This window comes from Paraburkholderia sp. UCT31, assembly GCF_014397655.1.
Taxonomy (GTDB): domain Bacteria; phylum Pseudomonadota; class Gammaproteobacteria; order Burkholderiales; family Burkholderiaceae; genus Paraburkholderia; species Paraburkholderia tuberum.
In genome coordinates this window covers 1-15349 of record NZ_VZQP01000023.1, presented here as the reverse complement: position 1 = coordinate 15349, position 15349 = coordinate 1, and the positions used below count along the sequence as shown (strand labels likewise).

General features: G+C 61.9%; 16 protein-coding genes. 3 read left to right on the top strand and 13 right to left on the bottom strand.

Annotated elements, in window-relative coordinates; all coding sequences use genetic code 11:
- Positions 1-3 precede the first annotated feature (3 nt).
- Positions 4-846, top strand: coding sequence for a SirB1 family protein (locus tag F6X40_RS20235; protein WP_184023308.1), 843 nt, complete (start codon positions 4-6; stop codon positions 844-846).
- 127 nt (positions 847-973) lie between these two features.
- Here the strand turns inward: F6X40_RS20235 and F6X40_RS20230 are convergent, their stop codons facing one another.
- The 5 genes from F6X40_RS20230 to lpxK form a co-directional block, all read right to left on the bottom strand.
- On the bottom strand, positions 974-1732 hold the full coding sequence (locus tag F6X40_RS20230) for a 3-hydroxyacyl-CoA dehydrogenase (RefSeq protein WP_187628982.1): 759 nt from the start codon (positions 1730-1732) through the stop codon (positions 974-976).
- A 261-nt stretch (positions 1733-1993) separates the two neighbouring features.
- Positions 1994-2659, bottom strand: coding sequence for an adenylate kinase (gene adk, locus F6X40_RS20225; RefSeq protein ID WP_187628981.1), 666 nt, complete (start codon positions 2657-2659; stop codon positions 1994-1996).
- A gap of 211 nt (positions 2660-2870) precedes the next feature.
- Complete coding sequence (gene kdsB / locus F6X40_RS20220) at positions 2871-3665, bottom strand: 3-deoxy-manno-octulosonate cytidylyltransferase (RefSeq protein WP_187628980.1); 795 nt, start codon at positions 3663-3665, stop codon at positions 2871-2873.
- 203 nt (positions 3666-3868) lie between these two features.
- Complete coding sequence (locus F6X40_RS20215; RefSeq protein WP_007180583.1) at positions 3869-4072, bottom strand: Trm112 family protein; 204 nt, start codon at positions 4070-4072, stop codon at positions 3869-3871.
- Positions 4053-5069, bottom strand: coding sequence for a tetraacyldisaccharide 4'-kinase (lpxK, locus tag F6X40_RS20210; protein ID WP_184023072.1), 1017 nt, complete (start codon positions 5067-5069; stop codon positions 4053-4055). The genes F6X40_RS20215 and lpxK overlap by 20 nt, the downstream gene beginning before the upstream one ends.
- 548 nt (positions 5070-5617) lie before the next feature.
- Between lpxK and xseA the strand changes: the two genes are divergently transcribed.
- Complete coding sequence (gene xseA, locus F6X40_RS20205) at positions 5618-6997, top strand: exodeoxyribonuclease VII large subunit (protein ID WP_090801614.1); 1380 nt, start codon at positions 5618-5620, stop codon at positions 6995-6997.
- A 215-nt stretch (positions 6998-7212) separates the two neighbouring features.
- The gene (sodB, locus tag F6X40_RS20200) at positions 7213-7791 is read left to right on the top strand and encodes a superoxide dismutase [Fe] (RefSeq protein ID WP_184074462.1); all 579 of its coding nucleotides are present in this window, start codon (positions 7213-7215) and stop codon (positions 7789-7791) included.
- Between the two features lie 610 nt (positions 7792-8401).
- Here sodB and F6X40_RS20195 read toward each other — a convergent pair.
- The 8 genes from F6X40_RS20195 to F6X40_RS20165 all read right to left on the bottom strand — a co-directional run.
- On the bottom strand, positions 8402-8848 hold the full coding sequence (locus tag F6X40_RS20195; protein WP_262421491.1) for a GreA/GreB family elongation factor: 447 nt from the start codon (positions 8846-8848) through the stop codon (positions 8402-8404).
- Positions 8849-9166: 318 nt separating this feature from the next.
- Positions 9167-9598 (bottom strand): hypothetical protein, encoded by a 432-nt coding sequence (locus F6X40_RS42385; RefSeq protein WP_262421490.1) that lies wholly within the window; start codon positions 9596-9598, stop codon positions 9167-9169.
- Positions 9599-11044: 1446 nt separating this feature from the next.
- Positions 11045-11371, bottom strand: coding sequence for a hypothetical protein (locus tag F6X40_RS41875; RefSeq protein WP_187615560.1), 327 nt, complete (start codon positions 11369-11371; stop codon positions 11045-11047).
- A 477-nt stretch (positions 11372-11848) separates the two neighbouring features.
- Entirely contained in the window at positions 11849-11971 is a 123-nt protein-coding gene (locus F6X40_RS43245; RefSeq protein ID WP_316251821.1) for a YkvA family protein, read from the bottom strand.
- A gap of 86 nt (positions 11972-12057) precedes the next feature.
- A complete protein-coding gene (locus F6X40_RS20180) occupies positions 12058-13134 on the bottom strand; it encodes an AI-2E family transporter (RefSeq protein WP_187628979.1) in 1077 nt (358 codons plus the stop codon).
- Between the two features lie 168 nt (positions 13135-13302).
- Positions 13303-14172: a protease HtpX gene (htpX, locus tag F6X40_RS20175; RefSeq protein WP_184074564.1), complete on the bottom strand. Its 870-nt coding sequence runs from the start codon at positions 14170-14172 to the stop codon at positions 13303-13305.
- A gap of 155 nt (positions 14173-14327) precedes the next feature.
- Entirely contained in the window at positions 14328-14669 is a 342-nt protein-coding gene (locus tag F6X40_RS20170; protein WP_187628978.1) for an HPF/RaiA family ribosome-associated protein, read from the bottom strand.
- 122 nt (positions 14670-14791) lie between these two features.
- The coding region (locus tag F6X40_RS20165) for a LysR substrate-binding domain-containing protein (protein ID WP_262421489.1) at positions 14792-15349 on the bottom strand (558 nt) is incomplete at its 5' end.

Genomic DNA, 15349 nt, shown 5'->3' with positions numbered 1-15349 from the left:
ACCATGTCGCGGGTTCTCGATTATTTCAGTACGCTCGTCGCCGAAGACGAGAGTTTGCCGCTGACCGAGACGGCGCTCTCGATCGCGCAGGATGCCTATCCCGACCTCGATCTGCAGTCGGTGCTCGCCGAGATCGACGAGCTGGTGCTGCGGCTGCGACGCCGCATGCCCGACGATGCCGACATCCGTCAGAAGGTTGGCATTCTCAACCGTTTCTTTTTCCGCGAACTCGGTTTCGCGAGCAACCTGAACGATTACTACGACCCCGACAACAGCCATCTGAACGTCGTACTCAAACGTCGCCGCGGCATTCCGATTTCGCTCGCGGTGCTCTATCTGGAGATGGCCGAGCAATTCGGCGTTCCGGTGCGTGGGGTGTCGTTTCCAGGCCACTTCCTGCTGCGCGTGACGATGCCCGACGGCGACGTGATGCTCGATCCGACCACCGGTCATTCGCTGTCCGAAGCGCAGATGGTCGAGATGCTCGAGCCGTACGTTGCGTCGGCTGGCGATTCGGTCGGGCGCGCGCTACGCATGCTGCTGCAACCGGCCACGCATCGCGAGATCGTCGCGCGGATGTTGCGCAACCTGAAGGCGATCTATCTGCAGACCGAGCGTTGGCAACGTCTGCTCGCAGTGCAGCAACGGCTCGTCATTCTGCTGCCGGACAATATCGAGGAAGTGCGGGATCGCGGTTTCGCGTATGCGCGGCTCGATTATCTACGGCCCGCGCTCGAGGACCTCGAAAGCTATCTCGGCGATCGCCCCGATGCGGAAGATGCCACCGTGGTCGAGTCGCAGTTGCATGAATTGCGGCAGCGCACGCGGCATGATGGCGGCGAATAGCGACGCGCGTTTTCACGCTGCATAAAACACAAACGCCTGCACATGTCGCACATGCACAGGCGTTTTTCTATCGCCGTATGCAGGCCTTGGCCAAGCATCGGCGACCCGATCGATCGCTAAGCGATCCTCACTTCGGCTGCATGCGGATCGCGCCGTCCAGCCGGATCACCTCGCCGTTCAGCATCGGATTGTCGAAGATCTGCTTGGCGAGCATCGCGTATTCGGCCGGTTTGCCGAGGCGCGGCGGGAACGGCACCATCGCACCGAGCGCGTCCTGCACTTCCTGCGGCATGCCGAGCAGCATCGGCGTTTCGAAGAGGCCGGGGGCGATCGTCATCACGCGGATCGCGTTGCGCGACAGGTCTCGCGCGATCGGCAGCGTCATACCGACCACGCCAGCCTTCGACGCGGAGTAGGCCGCCTGGCCGATCTGGCCGTCGAACGCGGCGACCGATGCGGTGTTGATGATCACGCCGCGCTCGCCGTCGGCGTTCGGCTCGTTCTTCGACATTTGCACCGCGGCGAGCCGGATCATGTTGAACGTGCCGATCAGATTGATCGAGATCGCGCGCGTGAACAGATCGAGCGAATGGGGGCCATCCTTGCCGACGGTCTTCGCGGCCGGCGCGACGCCCGCGCAGTTGACGAGACCGCGCAGCGTACCGAGCTTCGTCGCGGCTTCGACGGCCTGTTGCGCGTCCTCTTCCCGGGTCACGTCGCATTTGACGAAAGCGCCGCCGAGTTCCTTTGCGAGCGCCTCGCCCGCGTCCAGATTCAGGTCGGCGAGGACGACCTTGCCGCCGTTCTCGACGAGCAGGCGCGCGGTGGCAGCGCCGAGCCCTGATGCGCCGCCGGTGATCAGGAACACGTTGTCACGAATTTCCATGTCTTCTCCTTTGCTACGGTTGTTCAGTGCGGTCTCGAGCGAAGCATTTTTCGACGACGATCGATTGTAGCGGCTGTGCTGCGCTGCGGAAAGCGAAGCGGGCGGCGGCATGCAAGCGCTATGGAAACCTAACTGGTTCCGCTGGGCGTTTCCCACCGCTTGCCGCTTTTGGTTTGCGCACCGAGCCAGATAAAAAAACCCGCCCAACGTGGGCGGGTTTTGGTCAAACGAAAACAGCGGTAATGTTTGGACCAAGCCGGCTTACTTCAGCGCGTCGAACGCGCGGGCGCGAATTTCATCGACGCTGCCGAGGCCCGAAATGCGGCGATATCGGGGCGCCTTCACCGAGCTCGACGTATCGCCGTTCTTCGCCCAGCCGTTGTAGTACTCGATCAGCGGCTTGGTTTGCGATTCGTACACTTCCAGACGCTTCTTGACCGTTTCTTCCTTGTCGTCATCGCGCTGGATCAGCGGCTCGCCGGTCATGTCGTCGATGCCCTCGACCTTCGGCGGATTGAACGTCACGTGATAGGTGCGGCCCGACGCGGGGTGCGAGCGACGGCCGCTCATGCGCACGATGATCTCGTCGAACGGCACGTCGATTTCGAGCACGTAGTCGATCGCGACACCGGCCTGCTTCATTGCTTCGGCTTGCGGAATCGTGCGCGGGAAGCCGTCGAACAGATAGCCGTTCGCGCAGTCCGGCTGCTGCAGACGTTCCTTCACGAGGTTGATGATCAGCTCATCCGTGACGAGCTCGCCGGCGTCCATGAAGCGCTTTGCTTCGAGGCCGAGCGGCGTGCCGGCCTTGACGGCCGCGCGCAGCATGTCGCCGGTCGAAATTTGCGGGATGCCGAACTTTTCCTTGATGAAGTTGGCCTGAGTGCCTTTGCCGGCACCCGGTGCACCCAACAGGATCAAACGCATGGATATCTCCAGATCTATGTGAATTCTTTGTTGACGCGGCATGCTTCCCGGCGATTCTCGCAGGTTCCGCATCGGCTACCGTTGGCTACCTCGCGCTGCACGTCGAATACGACGGCGCTGCAAGATCCGCACGGCGCGGCCGGGATAACCCGAGTGTCCCCTGCGCTGGGAGGCGCGCATAACCGTTCGATTATGCCACGGCTTCCCGCGCTCAAGACCCGAATAAGGCCCGTACGCGCGCGAGATCGGCGGGGGTATCGACCCCCGCCAACGGTACGTCTTGCGTGACGAGGACCGCGATGCGCTCGCCATGCCACATCGCGCGCAGTTGTTCGAGCGCTTCGACCTGCTCGATCGGCGAGATCGCGAGGCTCGGGTACGTGCGCAGAAATTTCGCGCGATACGCGTACAGGCCGATGTGCCGGTATACGACGGCGGGCGCGGCCGGCGTCGGCATCGACGCGACGTTGGGCCAGTGCGATTGCCATGCGTCGCGCGCCCACGGGATCGGCGCGCGCGAGAAATACAGCGCGACGCCGCGCGCATCGGGCACGACCTTGACGACGTTCGGATTGAAAATTTCGGCGGGATCGGTGATCGGATGTGCGGCCGTCGCGATCGCGCAGTCGCTCGTCGTTGCCAGATGCGCGGCGACGCCGCGCACGAGCGCCGGGTCGATCAGCGGCTCGTCGCCCTGCACGTTGACGACGATCGTGTCGTCGCTCCAGCCGAAACGCGTTGCCACTTCCGCGAGACGGTCGGTGCCCGACGGATGGTCGGCGCGCGTGAGAACCGCGTCGAAGCCGTGGTCTCGCGCCGCGTCGAGCACTTCCTGCGCGTCCGACGCGACCAGCACCTGTTGCGCGCCCGATTCGCGCGCGCGCTCCGCGACGCGCACGACCATGGGTTTGCCGCCGATGTCCGCGAGCGGCTTGTTGGGCAGACGCGTCGACGCGAGGCGGGCCGGCACGACGGCGATAAACGGATGAGGGGTGGTGTGGATCATCGGATCAGGAACGGACGGCGATCAGGCCGGAGGAAGAGGCTGCGCGCGCGACGCTCACGCAGGGTCGGACATGAGCCGGAGCGGCGAAAACGGCTGCGGATCGATATTGGAGCGCATGCGGGGAGGGGGCGGCGGCATCAATGAGGCCTGCCTTGACCGCGCGCGCGAGACGTCGCGGCGCCTCGGTGCCGCGACCCGGCGGGTCAGGCGACCGAGCCTGGATTCAGATCGACCGGCGTGCCTTCGACGGTCTGCCTCGCTTCGTCGACGAGCATCACGGGAATGCCGTCGCGGATCGGATAGGCGAGCTTGTCCGCGTTGCAGATCAGTTCCTGCGCGGCGCGGTCGTAGCTGAGCGGGCCCTTGCAGATCGGGCAGACGAGGATTTCAAGCAGGCGAGCGTCCACGGACTTTCTCCACAACTAATGCAGTGAGGCGGTGATCAAGCGCGGCTTCGACCGGGACTACCCAGATGCGCGCGTCGTGCCAGGCCCCCAATTTTACCGCATCCTTTTCCGTAATCAGGATCGCGTCGGCGTCGACGTCGGTGAACGGATTGCGCTCGAACGCGTAGTGGTCGGGCAGCGCGCGCGTCGTGGGCGCGAGGCCGGCCGCGCGCACTGTCGCGAAAAAGCGTTCCGGCGCGCCGATGCCGGCCGCGGCCAGCACGCGTTGACCGGCGAATTGCGCAAGCGGGCGGCGCAGTGCGGGATTGTCGAGATGCCACGCGTCGGCAGGGGCGAGCTGCAGTGCGAACGTGTTCGGCCACGCGGGCAGCGTGCGCGCATACGGATCGTTGATCAGCGTCGCGTCGCGGCGGCGCGACAGCGGCTCGCGCAGCGGCCCGGCCGGTAGCAGGAAACCGTTGCCGCCGAGCCGGTGATCGAACACGACGAGTTCGACATCGCGCGCGAGGCGATAGTGCTGCAAGCCGTCGTCGCTGACGATCACGTCGACGTCGCGATGCGCGGCGCACAGCGCCTGCGCGGCGGCGACGCGGTCCGGACAGACCCACACGGGTGCGCCGGTGCGGCGCGCGATCAGCAACGGCTCGTCTCCGCCGACCCGTGCCGACGAACCGGGCGTGACCTGGGTCGGGGTGCTCACGCGCGCGCCGTAGCCGCGCGACACGATGCCGGGCGTTAAGCCCGCAGCGCGCAACGCTTCGACGAGCGCGATGACGGTCGGCGTCTTGCCAGTGCCCCCGACCGTCACGTTGCCGACCACCACCACCGGCACGCCGACGCGCACCGATTTGAGCCAGCTAAGCGAAAACGCGGCGCGGCGCGCGGCCGCGACTGCGCCGAACACGCAGGCGAGCGGCGTCAGCGCCCAGGCGAGCGGTCCACGTTGCTGCCATTCGCGCGAGAGGCGCGCTCCGAGACGGTCGCTGAGTTCGCTCATGGGCGGGTTGCGAGCACGGACTGCGCGCCGTGCGCACTACGCGGGGTCAACATCAACGCGGTTCTCCGGGCAATCGAATGCGAATACGGGTCGAAAAATGAGGTGCGAGCGGCGCGGCGAAAGGGCCCGCGCCCAGTGGCCTCGGGCCGGCAAGCTCTCCGCCGCGCTGCGCGATCGACATACCGTCGAACCCGGCACTGTAGCGCGCGGGCGTCCCGCCCGGCAAGTCGCGTAAGGTCCAACGCACGCCGCTCCACGCTATGTGCGGTTGCTCACAGTCTGTGGATAACTTTGTGGAGAACCTGCCGTCCGATCGTCCCGAAGGGCCGTTCCGTGCGCTTTGGATCGTAGTACTCGCTCGCTATCGAGATGCAAACGCCATATAAATCAAGGCTCTGCCAGGAATTTATTGACGTTGGCGGGCGTTCTGGCGGAATTCGTCAGGCGGTTCCCGCCATGTGGACACTTTTAACAATCCTGCGATTCCGGCTGGACGCCGCTCTTCGCTCGGTCTATCGTCTGTCCGGCCAGCGCTATTTATTCCTTGCATGAACCCCGAAAATCCTTTTGCTTCTGCGGCCACACCTGGCGGTGAGGTCGTCGTTCCCGTCTCCGCGCTCAATCGCGCGATCGGCACGATGCTTGAACGCTCGTTTCCACTCGTTTGGGTCGCGGGTGAAGTGTCGAACTTCACGCGCGCCGCGAGCGGCCATTGGTACTTCTCGATCAAGGACGCACAGGCGCAGATGCGCTGCGTGATGTTCCGCGGTCGAGCTCAGTACGCCGAATTCATGCCGCGCGAAGGCGATCGCATCGAAGTGCGCGCCCTCGTCACGATGTACGAGCCGCGCGGCGAACTGCAGCTAAATGTCGAAGCGGTGCGCCGCACCGGCCAGGGGCGTCTGTACGAAGCGTTTCTGCGGTTGAAGGCGCAACTCGAGGCCGAGGGGCTGTTCGCCGCCGAGCGCAAGCGCGCGCTGCCGACGCATCCGCGCGCGATCGGTATCGTCACGTCGTTGCAGGCGGCCGCATTGCGCGATGTGCTGACGACGCTGTCGCGTCGCGCGCCGCATATTCCGGTGATCGTTTATCCGGCGCCGGTGCAGGGCGCGGGCGTCAGCGCGAAGCTCGCGGCGATGGTCGAGGCGGCTGGCGCGCGCCGCGAGGTCGACGTGCTGATCGTGTGTCGCGGCGGCGGCTCGATCGAAGATCTGTGGGCGTTCAACGAAGAAGTGCTCGCGCGCGCGATTGCGGAAAGCGTCATACCCGTGGTGAGCGGCGTCGGTCACGAGACGGATTTCACGATTGCCGATTTCGCCGCCGACGTACGTGCACCGACGCCGACCGGTGCCGCCGAACTCGTCAGTCCACAGCGCGTCATGCTGCTGCGCGAACTCGATCATCGGCACGCGACGCTCGCGCGCGCGTTCGGCCGCATGATGGAGCGGCGCGCGCAGCAGCTCGACTGGCTGGCGCGCCGGCTCGTGTCGCCCGCCGAGCGGCTCGCTCGGCAGCGCACGCATCTGCAGCAGTTGCGCGTTCGGCTCGCGTCGGCGGGCGCGCGGCCGGTGCGCGACGCTCGTGCGCGATTTTCGCTGCTGCAGATGCGCTGGCAACGCTGGCGTCCGGATCTCGCGGCCGAGCGCACGCGCGTCAATGTGTTGGCGCAGCGTCTGAATGCGGCGCTATCGCGCCGGCATGAACGACAGGTCGCGCGCATCGACATGCTCAGCGCGCGACTCGAAGTGCTGAGTCCACAGCGCACGCTCGAGCGCGGTTATGCGGCCGTGCTCGATGCGCAAAGCGGTCGGGCGATTCGCACGCCGTCGTCGCTGAAACCTGGACGTCGTCTGACGATGCATCTCGCCGAAGGCTCGGCCGATGTCGCGCTCGCCGACGTGCAGGCGCGTCTGACCGACGGTTTCTGACGTTTCGCCGGTGGGCGCGTGACGCCTGTTTACTGTCTTCCGACGAGCCGGGCACGCGCCATGCGCGCCCTTCTCAAGGGCCTTGCGCACGGCGTGTTCGACATGCCGGACATAAAGGCCGTTGGTTTGCGGGGTTATTCCAACTCGCCTACAATCGAGTGCTCGATAGCGTCATCCGCAGACTCCCCACAACAGATACAGAGAAGGAAAGCACCATGGAACATACGCTCCCGCCGCTGCCATTTGCGAAAAACGCGCTCGCTCCGCACATGTCGGAAGAGACGCTCGAGTTTCACTATGGCAAGCATCACCAGACCTATGTGACCAACCTGAACAATCTGATCAAGGGCACCGAGTTCGAGAACCTGTCGCTGGAAGAGATCGTCAAGAAGTCGTCGGGCGGTATCTTCAACAATTCGGCTCAGGTGTGGAATCACACGTTCTTCTGGAACAGCCTGTCGCCGCAAGGTGGCGGCGCACCGACCGGCGCGCTGGCTGACGCCATCAACGCGAAGTGGGGTTCGTTCGACAAGTTCAAGGAAGAGTTTGCGAAGACCGCGGTCGGCACGTTCGGCTCGGGCTGGGCATGGCTCGTGAAGAAGGCTGATGGTTCGCTCGACCTCGTGTCGACGAGCAACGCCGCCACGCCGCTCACCACCGAGGCGAAGGCTCTGCTGACGATCGACGTGTGGGAGCACGCTTATTACATCGACTATCGCAATGCGCGTCCGAAGTTCGTCGAGGCGTACTGGAACATCGTCAACTGGGACTTCGCAGCGAAAAACTTCGCTTGAGATTGCCTGTTCCGTGACAATAAAGTTTGGAAACGGCAATAAAGTTTGGAAAACGGGCAAGGTGCCGCGCAAAAGACTTTGGAAACTGTAGGTGATATGTAAGCCCTCCGTTGGAGGGCTTTTTTGTGACCGTCTTTCGTCGGGCAGAGTTCGGCCAGCTTCTGCCGCTCGCCCGCACCATATAGCGCACACTCGAACGGCTGGTCCGCGATGCTCAACGCGAGCATCTCGGCCTTCCCCGTGGCCTCCTGCGGCGGTTCGCCTTGGCGTATGAAAGCGACGCGGAACTGCGGATAAGTGAATCCTTTCGGCCACAGGGCCGTGATGGCAACAGGAGTGATGCCGGACACTCATTCTTCGGTGCATCTCGGCGTTTTGAGTAGACAATCTTGTGATTGACCGCCGTAAAGACGGTGATGCCACCACCCAGCATCCACATCACCGCTAACGTCAGCGAGAAAAATGACAGCAGCTCGAGGACAGTCATGCTAGCGCCCCCTTGACCCTTGACCAACCGAATCAAACGGAAGTGAACGGGCGACACGGGGCCAACTGAGGGGCGCTCGCTAGCGACGCTATGCAGTTTCTTCGGTGCCTCCTCCCGATATCATCAGCCTGATAAGCGACGACTCTCCGGTTGCAGGAGGATCTTCGTGATGACGTAATGAACCGGCACGCCGCTCGGCGGAAGGCACATGATGACTTGTCCGCAACGCGCACCCAACAGTGCGATGCCCGTCGGCGAGAGAACGGACAGTCGCCCACGCTGATAGTCGGCCTCGCGCGGGTAAACCAGCGTCCATTCATGCGTATCAGTGCCGTCGGTGGTCGTACATTCGACCGTTGTATTCATCGTGACGACGTCCGGTGGTATCTCGGCGGAATCGACAAACAAGGCTGTCGCTTCCATGGCGTCCAGGAGGGCGCGCTGCGTCGGTGACACCCTCGGCAGGTGCGCACATTCCCGGAGTCGTTCCATGTCGGATTCGGACACGACCGGCTGGCCTTCCATGCGGCCGGTTATGGCCGTGATCGAAATGTTTTTGGCAGACAACATGTGTGCCTCCGGCTGGAAAACAGGTTACAGATATCCGCGCAATCGCGGTCATTCCATACGTCGAGCCACGAACCGTCCAGGAAAATGAGCCGATCGATGGTTCCCAAATGTTGTATATCGAGCAACGCGCTCCGGTTGACGAACGCACCGGGTCGATCGTCAGGAAAGACGACCTGCATCAGGGGAGCGAAGCGCCGGGTTATCTCGGTGAAGCTCGCCTCACTAGACGGTTCCGTCACGTCAAGCCAGTAGACAAGCGCCGCCGTTGGACTTCCTGCCTTCCGAGCAATAAAACGGAGTGTTTTTTCGCCTGACGATTCATTCATGATCACCTGCCCGGTTAGTACGCTCCTCTTTCAAAAGCAGTTCGGCGCTGCTTGCCGGGCTTGCCGATACGACGCGCTGTGGGGCGACTTTCGTAAGCCGGTGGTCGACCCATATCCGTCCCCATCGGATCGCGTACTGCAAGGCCTGCGCTGGGTCGTAGAAATAATCCAGCGCATGGAAGCAGCGCTGTGTCGGGCAGCCCGGCCCTTCGATCACAAGATGGGCCGCGTGCAACGCACTCTCCACGGGTTCTGCTCGCGCCGTCAAACGGTAGCCCTGATGTTCAGCCTGATAGCTCACAGAGCCGATGCGCCTGCTTTGCGAAACGTTCCACTGCGAGGCCAAATTCTGGCCACTGATTGTGACGGAGCGTTCCTGCCTGACCGTCGGCGTCTCATTCAGACGTTTTGTTTGCGTTCTCATGGCTTCTCGATCCTTCGAAGACGATCCGATTCCGCCGCTGTTCGGTCGCGCGGCTAAAGACCTGCGAACAGGCAGCGCAACGGATCTCGAGTTTGTTCGGCACGCGGGCGGACGCCCATCACGCAAGTCGTGATGGAGTACCGTCGGTGGTCAACAGAAAGATGGTGAGCCCGGCTCTCGCTTTACTGACTTTTGGTTTATGCGGAGAGCCGGGCAGAAGGAAGTGCTGACTTATCCGCGCGGCTAGCGCGGTTCCGTGTGGGCTTCAAGGCCTCGGATTTTCGATGCCCGCCAGTACGCGCCCCAGCTAATGCAGGAATGCCGAAAAAGGCGAGGCGAGAACTCGGGATGAAAAGCATGACTATGACCTCGAGTCAGTGACCAGGGGGTAATCAAGAATGCGGCAGGCCTCCCTATTAGAGCGTACCTGTTAGCATTTTGCAAGGTTCGTTGGCGTCATCGTCGTGCGGCATTGAGATGCAAAGACAAATCGGCAAGCACGGCCTGCAGATCGTGCCGATCTTGTCGGTATAACTTCGAGGCATTCGCCGCGCACGTAAACAGCAGCGCTATAGCGTGGTCGATCGCTCCACTATCATGACAGACGGCGCATTCGCGGGCGATTTGACAGGACAAACGTGATGTTGACCATCGCTTTCGGGCCACGAATCGGATGCTACGAACCGAGTCGCTGCTCGATCCGCTCTAGGCGCGGTCTTAACGCACGTAAAGTCCCTTTCTTGCCGCGCCCCAATACCGGCTGCCGTAAATCGCAATACGGTCACAGGCAACGCGCGCCCCTTGAAACGCCGGGTAAGACGGCGGAGCCGTCTGTGAGAGTGTGAGTTTGCTGATGCAGGAAGCGCGTCCAGCTGGATGTCACAACCGTTAGCTTTTCCAGATTGCTGACGCAGAACCCGGCTCGCCCTAATGTCGACAACGGGCGAACTGGTGTCCTCGGAACTCCGACGTAGACGACCGGACCACTCTGTTAGCTGCCCGTGGATGCGCGACCGCGTCACCGGCAGCTGTGGGTCGACTTGAGCCGGTCGCCGTCGCCGGCATCGTCCGTTCGACAGCCCGGCCTGACTGGGTCCAGGTTACACGGTCGCAGGGACATGGCTAGAAAGATTCTCTTCTTCTCTCAATGGCTGTATTTCGGCCACCAAGTCGCCTTATGCAAATCAAGCCGCTGCAATGGATCTGACAGCGCGAGTTGAGGATTTTATTTCCAGTCCAAACGAAATAAAAACGTCAATTCGCCCCAGTCCGAATTAAAGGTGTCACTTCGCATCGCGCGGCTTGAAATATGTCGCAATGCATTGATTTGTCAAGAAATTCCCTTGCAACAAGGCCGCTTGTCAAAAAGCTGAAGGAAGTCTTCCCAGAAAATTGCATGGGCTCGTAACCGATGCACCTGGGAAAGTACAACACATTGAAGATCGCCTATTCAGACTGCGTAGTTGGCGCTGCACCGTCCGACACCTCATTTCCCTTCGCGCGCATGCATTCCAGGTACGCGAGATAGTATCTTTGCTGCACATTCAGTTGTGCCCGTGACACGTTGGCATCGCTCTGAGCGCGAGTGTCCACGCCGCGCGCCAGCTGCTCTCTCGCATACTGTTTGCACTGCGCATCGTCCCGCAGAAAGACGGTGAATGGCTTGTCGCGCCCCGGCTTCACAGCTACCGCCGGCCCAATCGGCTGCGACACGCATCCGGTGACAACCCCGGAAATCGTTACGGCAATCTGGACTCGGCAGAGAATACTCACGGCGTCCGTCCTTATCCGAAGCTCAAAAAGCATCTGTAGCCCAGTACACGCAATAGTGATAGCAGGACCATCACCATTGCAAGTCCCCTGGCTGCCATATCCGGGGCCCTGCCAGCCGATATTGACCCATCACCGCGTGCGGGCTCTTTCCGGCCATCAAGGGACACTCGTTTGACTTGTGGTGGCGACATTCGACCGGCCGTTGCACTGGCTTGACCGGACATTCAACCGATTGCTACGTCAGCTGTCGCACAACGTGCGAGGCGTGCGACCAGTTCAGCGAGCAAGCCAACGCCACAGCAACCAGGCGCCGAGTGCCCAGATAGCCAAAATTGTCGCGAGACCGACTATGCTTCTTGGCTTTACCGGGTTGTCAGTTAGCCAGCCTTCGGCCTTTCCGCGATTGTCTTGGATAGACAGCCTTCGGGATGAGACGCAAGCAAAGCCAGACTCCAAGCGGCACGACGACCAGATCTGTCAGATGCCGAGGACGGATATGAAGTCGGGAATAAGGTCGACAGGGCTGAACGCATATGCCACCGTTGCCAATGCGAGAAATTTCGCAAGCAACGGCGTGGCCGGATCGCGACTGGCGAACATAAGCGTGACTAAATCTCGCTTTAGCCGCGTTGCCCAAGCCGTGAGTGATTGCAGCCAGCAGTTGATCACTTCAGCAGTGCGTTGGGCTAGCCTTGTGTTCCAGTGCCCACGGTTGTCTGTTCCTCCAGCCACCCACGCCACACTGCCATCAGGACCGCCAGGATGACGGGACCTACAAACAGTCCTACCAGGCCAAAGGCCGCAAGCCCGCCCAGCACACCGAACACGACCAGAAGAAACGGTATCCGGGTAGCGCTGCTGATCACGAGCGGACGAATCAGGTTGTCCACCCAGCTAACGACCAGTGCGCCCCAGAGTAAAAGACCGACCCCGGCTATCGTTTTTCCTGTGACGAGGAGCCATACACCGATCGATCCCCATACGAACGGCGTGCCAAAGGGTATCAACGCGATCAGCACCGTAAACGCAGCCAGCAACACCGGCGCCTGCATCCCGGCAACCCAGTAACCCAAGCCGGCAAGCGCGCCCTGCGCCAGTGCCGTCAACACGAGCCCGTAGACGACCGCCTTGGTCGTTCCGCCGATAGAAGCGAGATAGGCGTCCAGGCGATCGCCCAGAAAACGCCGTAGTATGTGGCGCACTTGATCCAACGCGCTTTCGCCGTCCCGGTACATAAAAAACAGCGTCAGCAAGGCAAAACCCAATTTCGTCGCATTGCGACCCACGCCGCCGACTAACTGGCCGACCTCCCCGGTCCACTGCCGGCCCCACTCAGCGATTTGCGCGCGCAAAGCCATCGGATCGGCCGATACTTGATTCAGTAGATCCTGCAGCCACAGCCCGAGCCACGGGACGCGCGCAATCAATTCCGGCAGTTTGTGTGGCCCATTGGCGAGGTAGCTGGCGACGGTCTGGTAGGCCGCGGTCAGTTCGTCACGCAGCAGCACGATCAGCCAGATTGACGGCAGAATGAACGCCACCGAGAGAATGATCGTCATCAGCATCGCGCTGCCGGTGGCGTTCCCGCGCATAAGCGAGCGCAAGCGGCGATAAGCGGGCCAGGTCACGTAGGCAAAGATGGTGGCCCAGGCCACTGGCACCAGGAACAGGTGCAGCACTACGTAGCTCAGCACTACGAGCCCGCCAAGAAGAAATGCAAGGATGATGCGCTTGACCAGGGACATCTGATAGCTCTCGTCCATGAACGCCTTCCCTTTAGATACGCTGAGAATTTGCGGGCGCGCCGGTGCTTCCGCCCGCCGTGGCACGTGGTCGTTACAGGAAGCCCCATACCGGCCCGCGCCTGAGCACCCCCTGTCTAAACGTCGACGTCGCATGTTGGAATGCCGCGCGCAGCCCTGCTTTATTGACTACCCGCTGCTTTGCAGCACAGCAATACGCCTGTCGATCGGTGGGTGCGTGGAGAAGAGCCCGAGCCACCCCGGCTTGTCGGTGATGCCGGATGCCTTGAAGGATTGCGGAAGTTCGCCGGGTGCAAGTCCACCCAGGCGGGCCAGCGCATTGATCATCGGTCGCGGAGACGCCAGCAGTTGCGCAGAGCCCGCATCAGCGCGGAACTCGCGCCGGCGCGAGAAGTACGCGACGATCACCGAAGCGAGAATGCCGAAAATAATCTCGCAAACAATAACGGTAATGTAGAAGCCGGGACCGACACCGCGTTCGGTACGAAACAAGGTCTTGTCCACGAAGTACCCGACCACACGGGCCAAGAAAATCACGAAGGTATTCACCACGCCCTGAATGAGCGTCAAGGTGACCATGTCGCCGTTGCTCACGTGCGAAATCTCATGGGCAAGGACAGCCTCCACTTCCTCCTTGTTCATCGATTGCAGCAATCCGGTGGAGACAGCCACCAGGGCTGAATTCTTGAAAGCCCCTGTGGCGAACGCGTTCGGCGCGCCTTCAAAAATGGCGACTTCCGGCATACGAATGCGAGCACGCTGCGCGAGCTCCCGTACAGTGTCGATCAGCCATTGCTCAGTCGAATCGCGCGGCGGATCGATGACACGCGCCCCGGTTGCCCATTTCGCCATCGGTTTGGAGATAAGCAGCGAAATGATGGAACCGGCGAAGCCGATCACCAGCGAGAACACGAACAGCGCATTGAAGTCGAGCCCGCTCCCGGTCAAGAAGCGGCCGACGCCCAACACATTCATTACTATCGAAAGCACCAACACCACCGCGAGGTTGGTGGCGAGGAACAGCAAAATTCTTTTCATTCACAAGTCTCCTGTGGAAACTGGCTGAATGACTGCGGTGACATAGAACCCTCAACTCTCCTTTGACACCGGATAACCGAAAGGTTTATGTAATGTTTCTATTTCAGCACAAGACGTTTGCTATCTGGCTTCATAGGAATTCGCGCGTACCTTGTTCATCGCCCGTAAACGGCATCAAAATCACGGGGACCCCGAGTCGCGATGCGCGCCTGCTGCCTGCGGATGATCGAACGCGCCGCGCGGGCCAGCGCGAGATCGAGTGCGCCGCGCCAGTCTCTTGCGATCGACGTCACGACGACAGGCGTCGCATTGGGCGTCTGCACCTGCACCTGGCAGCGTTTGTCGAGTCCGCCGCGCGGGCCGTTGATGTCCGACATGCTGACGGTCGCCTTCGAAATCAGCCAGTCCATGCGGCGAAACACGAACCGGATGCGTTGGCGCGCGAAGCTGCGCAGACGGACGGCTTCACGGTCGCGGGACTTGAACAGGACTTGCATGAGACACCTCCTTCGTGGGTACAGTTCAAGAGTACGGTGAGGAGGCGTCGAGGAAAAAGCAGAAATAACGGAAATGCAGCTTCGGAAAAACCGAACCTTCTTTTTCGTGATCACGAACGCGCTCACGCATGCGCCGCACTCAACACCTTTTGCGTCAAAGGATGATGCCGCCCGCGCCGCGACACGATTGCGTGTATTTCCTCCTTCACTTCCGGCGAGCGGCCGAGCCAGCGCAAGCCGCGATGCATGGGATCGTTGCGCTCGGCGCCGAACGCCGCGAGCGGAAACACGCCCATGCCGCGCGACGCGAACAGCGCCATCAACGCGCTGTCCTCGAACTCGCCCGCGACGCGTGGCCTGATGCCTTCCGCTTCGAACCAGCGGTCGAGGCGCGAACGCAGCGACGAGTGCCCCGTCGGCAGCAGCACCGGCAGCGACGCGAGGCATTGCGGAAAATGATCGACATGCGTTTTTCGCACCACGGCGGCCGGCCCGTACCAGTCGATCGGCGAAGCGATCAGGCGCTCGCTGGATAGACGCAGATTCGAGTTGTGCGGCGCGGGCTGGCTGGACAGCACGAGATCCAGATGGTGATGCGCCAGTTCCGCCAGCAGGTCTTCCGCCTCGCCTTCGTGGCAGAGCAGCCGTAGCGAAGGCGTGTCCAGCACGCCCGCAAGAAT

Excerpts from the sequence above, each read along its gene's own strand:
- htpX (WP_184074564.1), bottom strand. The coding sequence starts at position 14,172 with ATGAAAAGAATTTTGCTGTTCCTCGCCACCAACCTCGCGGTGGTGTTG.
- F6X40_RS20170 (WP_187628978.1), bottom strand. The coding sequence starts at position 14,669 with ATGCAAGTCCTGTTCAAGTCCCGCGACCGTGAAGCCGTCCGTCTGCGC.
- F6X40_RS20230 (WP_187628982.1), bottom strand. The coding sequence starts at position 1,732 with ATGGAAATTCGTGACAACGTGTTCCTGATCACCGGCGGCGCATCAGGG.
- F6X40_RS42385 (WP_262421490.1), bottom strand. The coding sequence starts at position 9,598 with ATGAGAACGCAAACAAAACGTCTGAATGAGACGCCGACGGTCAGGCAG.
- kdsB (WP_187628980.1), bottom strand. The coding sequence starts at position 3,665 with ATGATCCACACCACCCCTCATCCGTTTATCGCCGTCGTGCCGGCCCGC.
- adk (WP_187628981.1), bottom strand. The coding sequence starts at position 2,659 with ATGCGTTTGATCCTGTTGGGTGCACCGGGTGCCGGCAAAGGCACTCAG.
- F6X40_RS20235 (WP_184023308.1), top strand. The coding sequence starts at position 4 with ATGTCGCGGGTTCTCGATTATTTCAGTACGCTCGTCGCCGAAGACGAG.
- sodB (WP_184074462.1), top strand. The coding sequence starts at position 7,213 with ATGGAACATACGCTCCCGCCGCTGCCATTTGCGAAAAACGCGCTCGCT.
- F6X40_RS20180 (WP_187628979.1), bottom strand. The coding sequence starts at position 13,134 with ATGGACGAGAGCTATCAGATGTCCCTGGTCAAGCGCATCATCCTTGCA.
- F6X40_RS20195 (WP_262421491.1), bottom strand. The coding sequence starts at position 8,848 with ATGTTGTCTGCCAAAAACATTTCGATCACGGCCATAACCGGCCGCATG.
- F6X40_RS43245 (WP_316251821.1), bottom strand. The coding sequence starts at position 11,971 with ATGTTCGCCAGTCGCGATCCGGCCACGCCGTTGCTTGCGAAATTTCTC.
- xseA (WP_090801614.1), top strand. The coding sequence starts at position 5,618 with ATGAACCCCGAAAATCCTTTTGCTTCTGCGGCCACACCTGGCGGTGAG.
- lpxK (WP_184023072.1), bottom strand. The coding sequence starts at position 5,069 with ATGAGCGAACTCAGCGACCGTCTCGGAGCGCGCCTCTCGCGCGAATGG.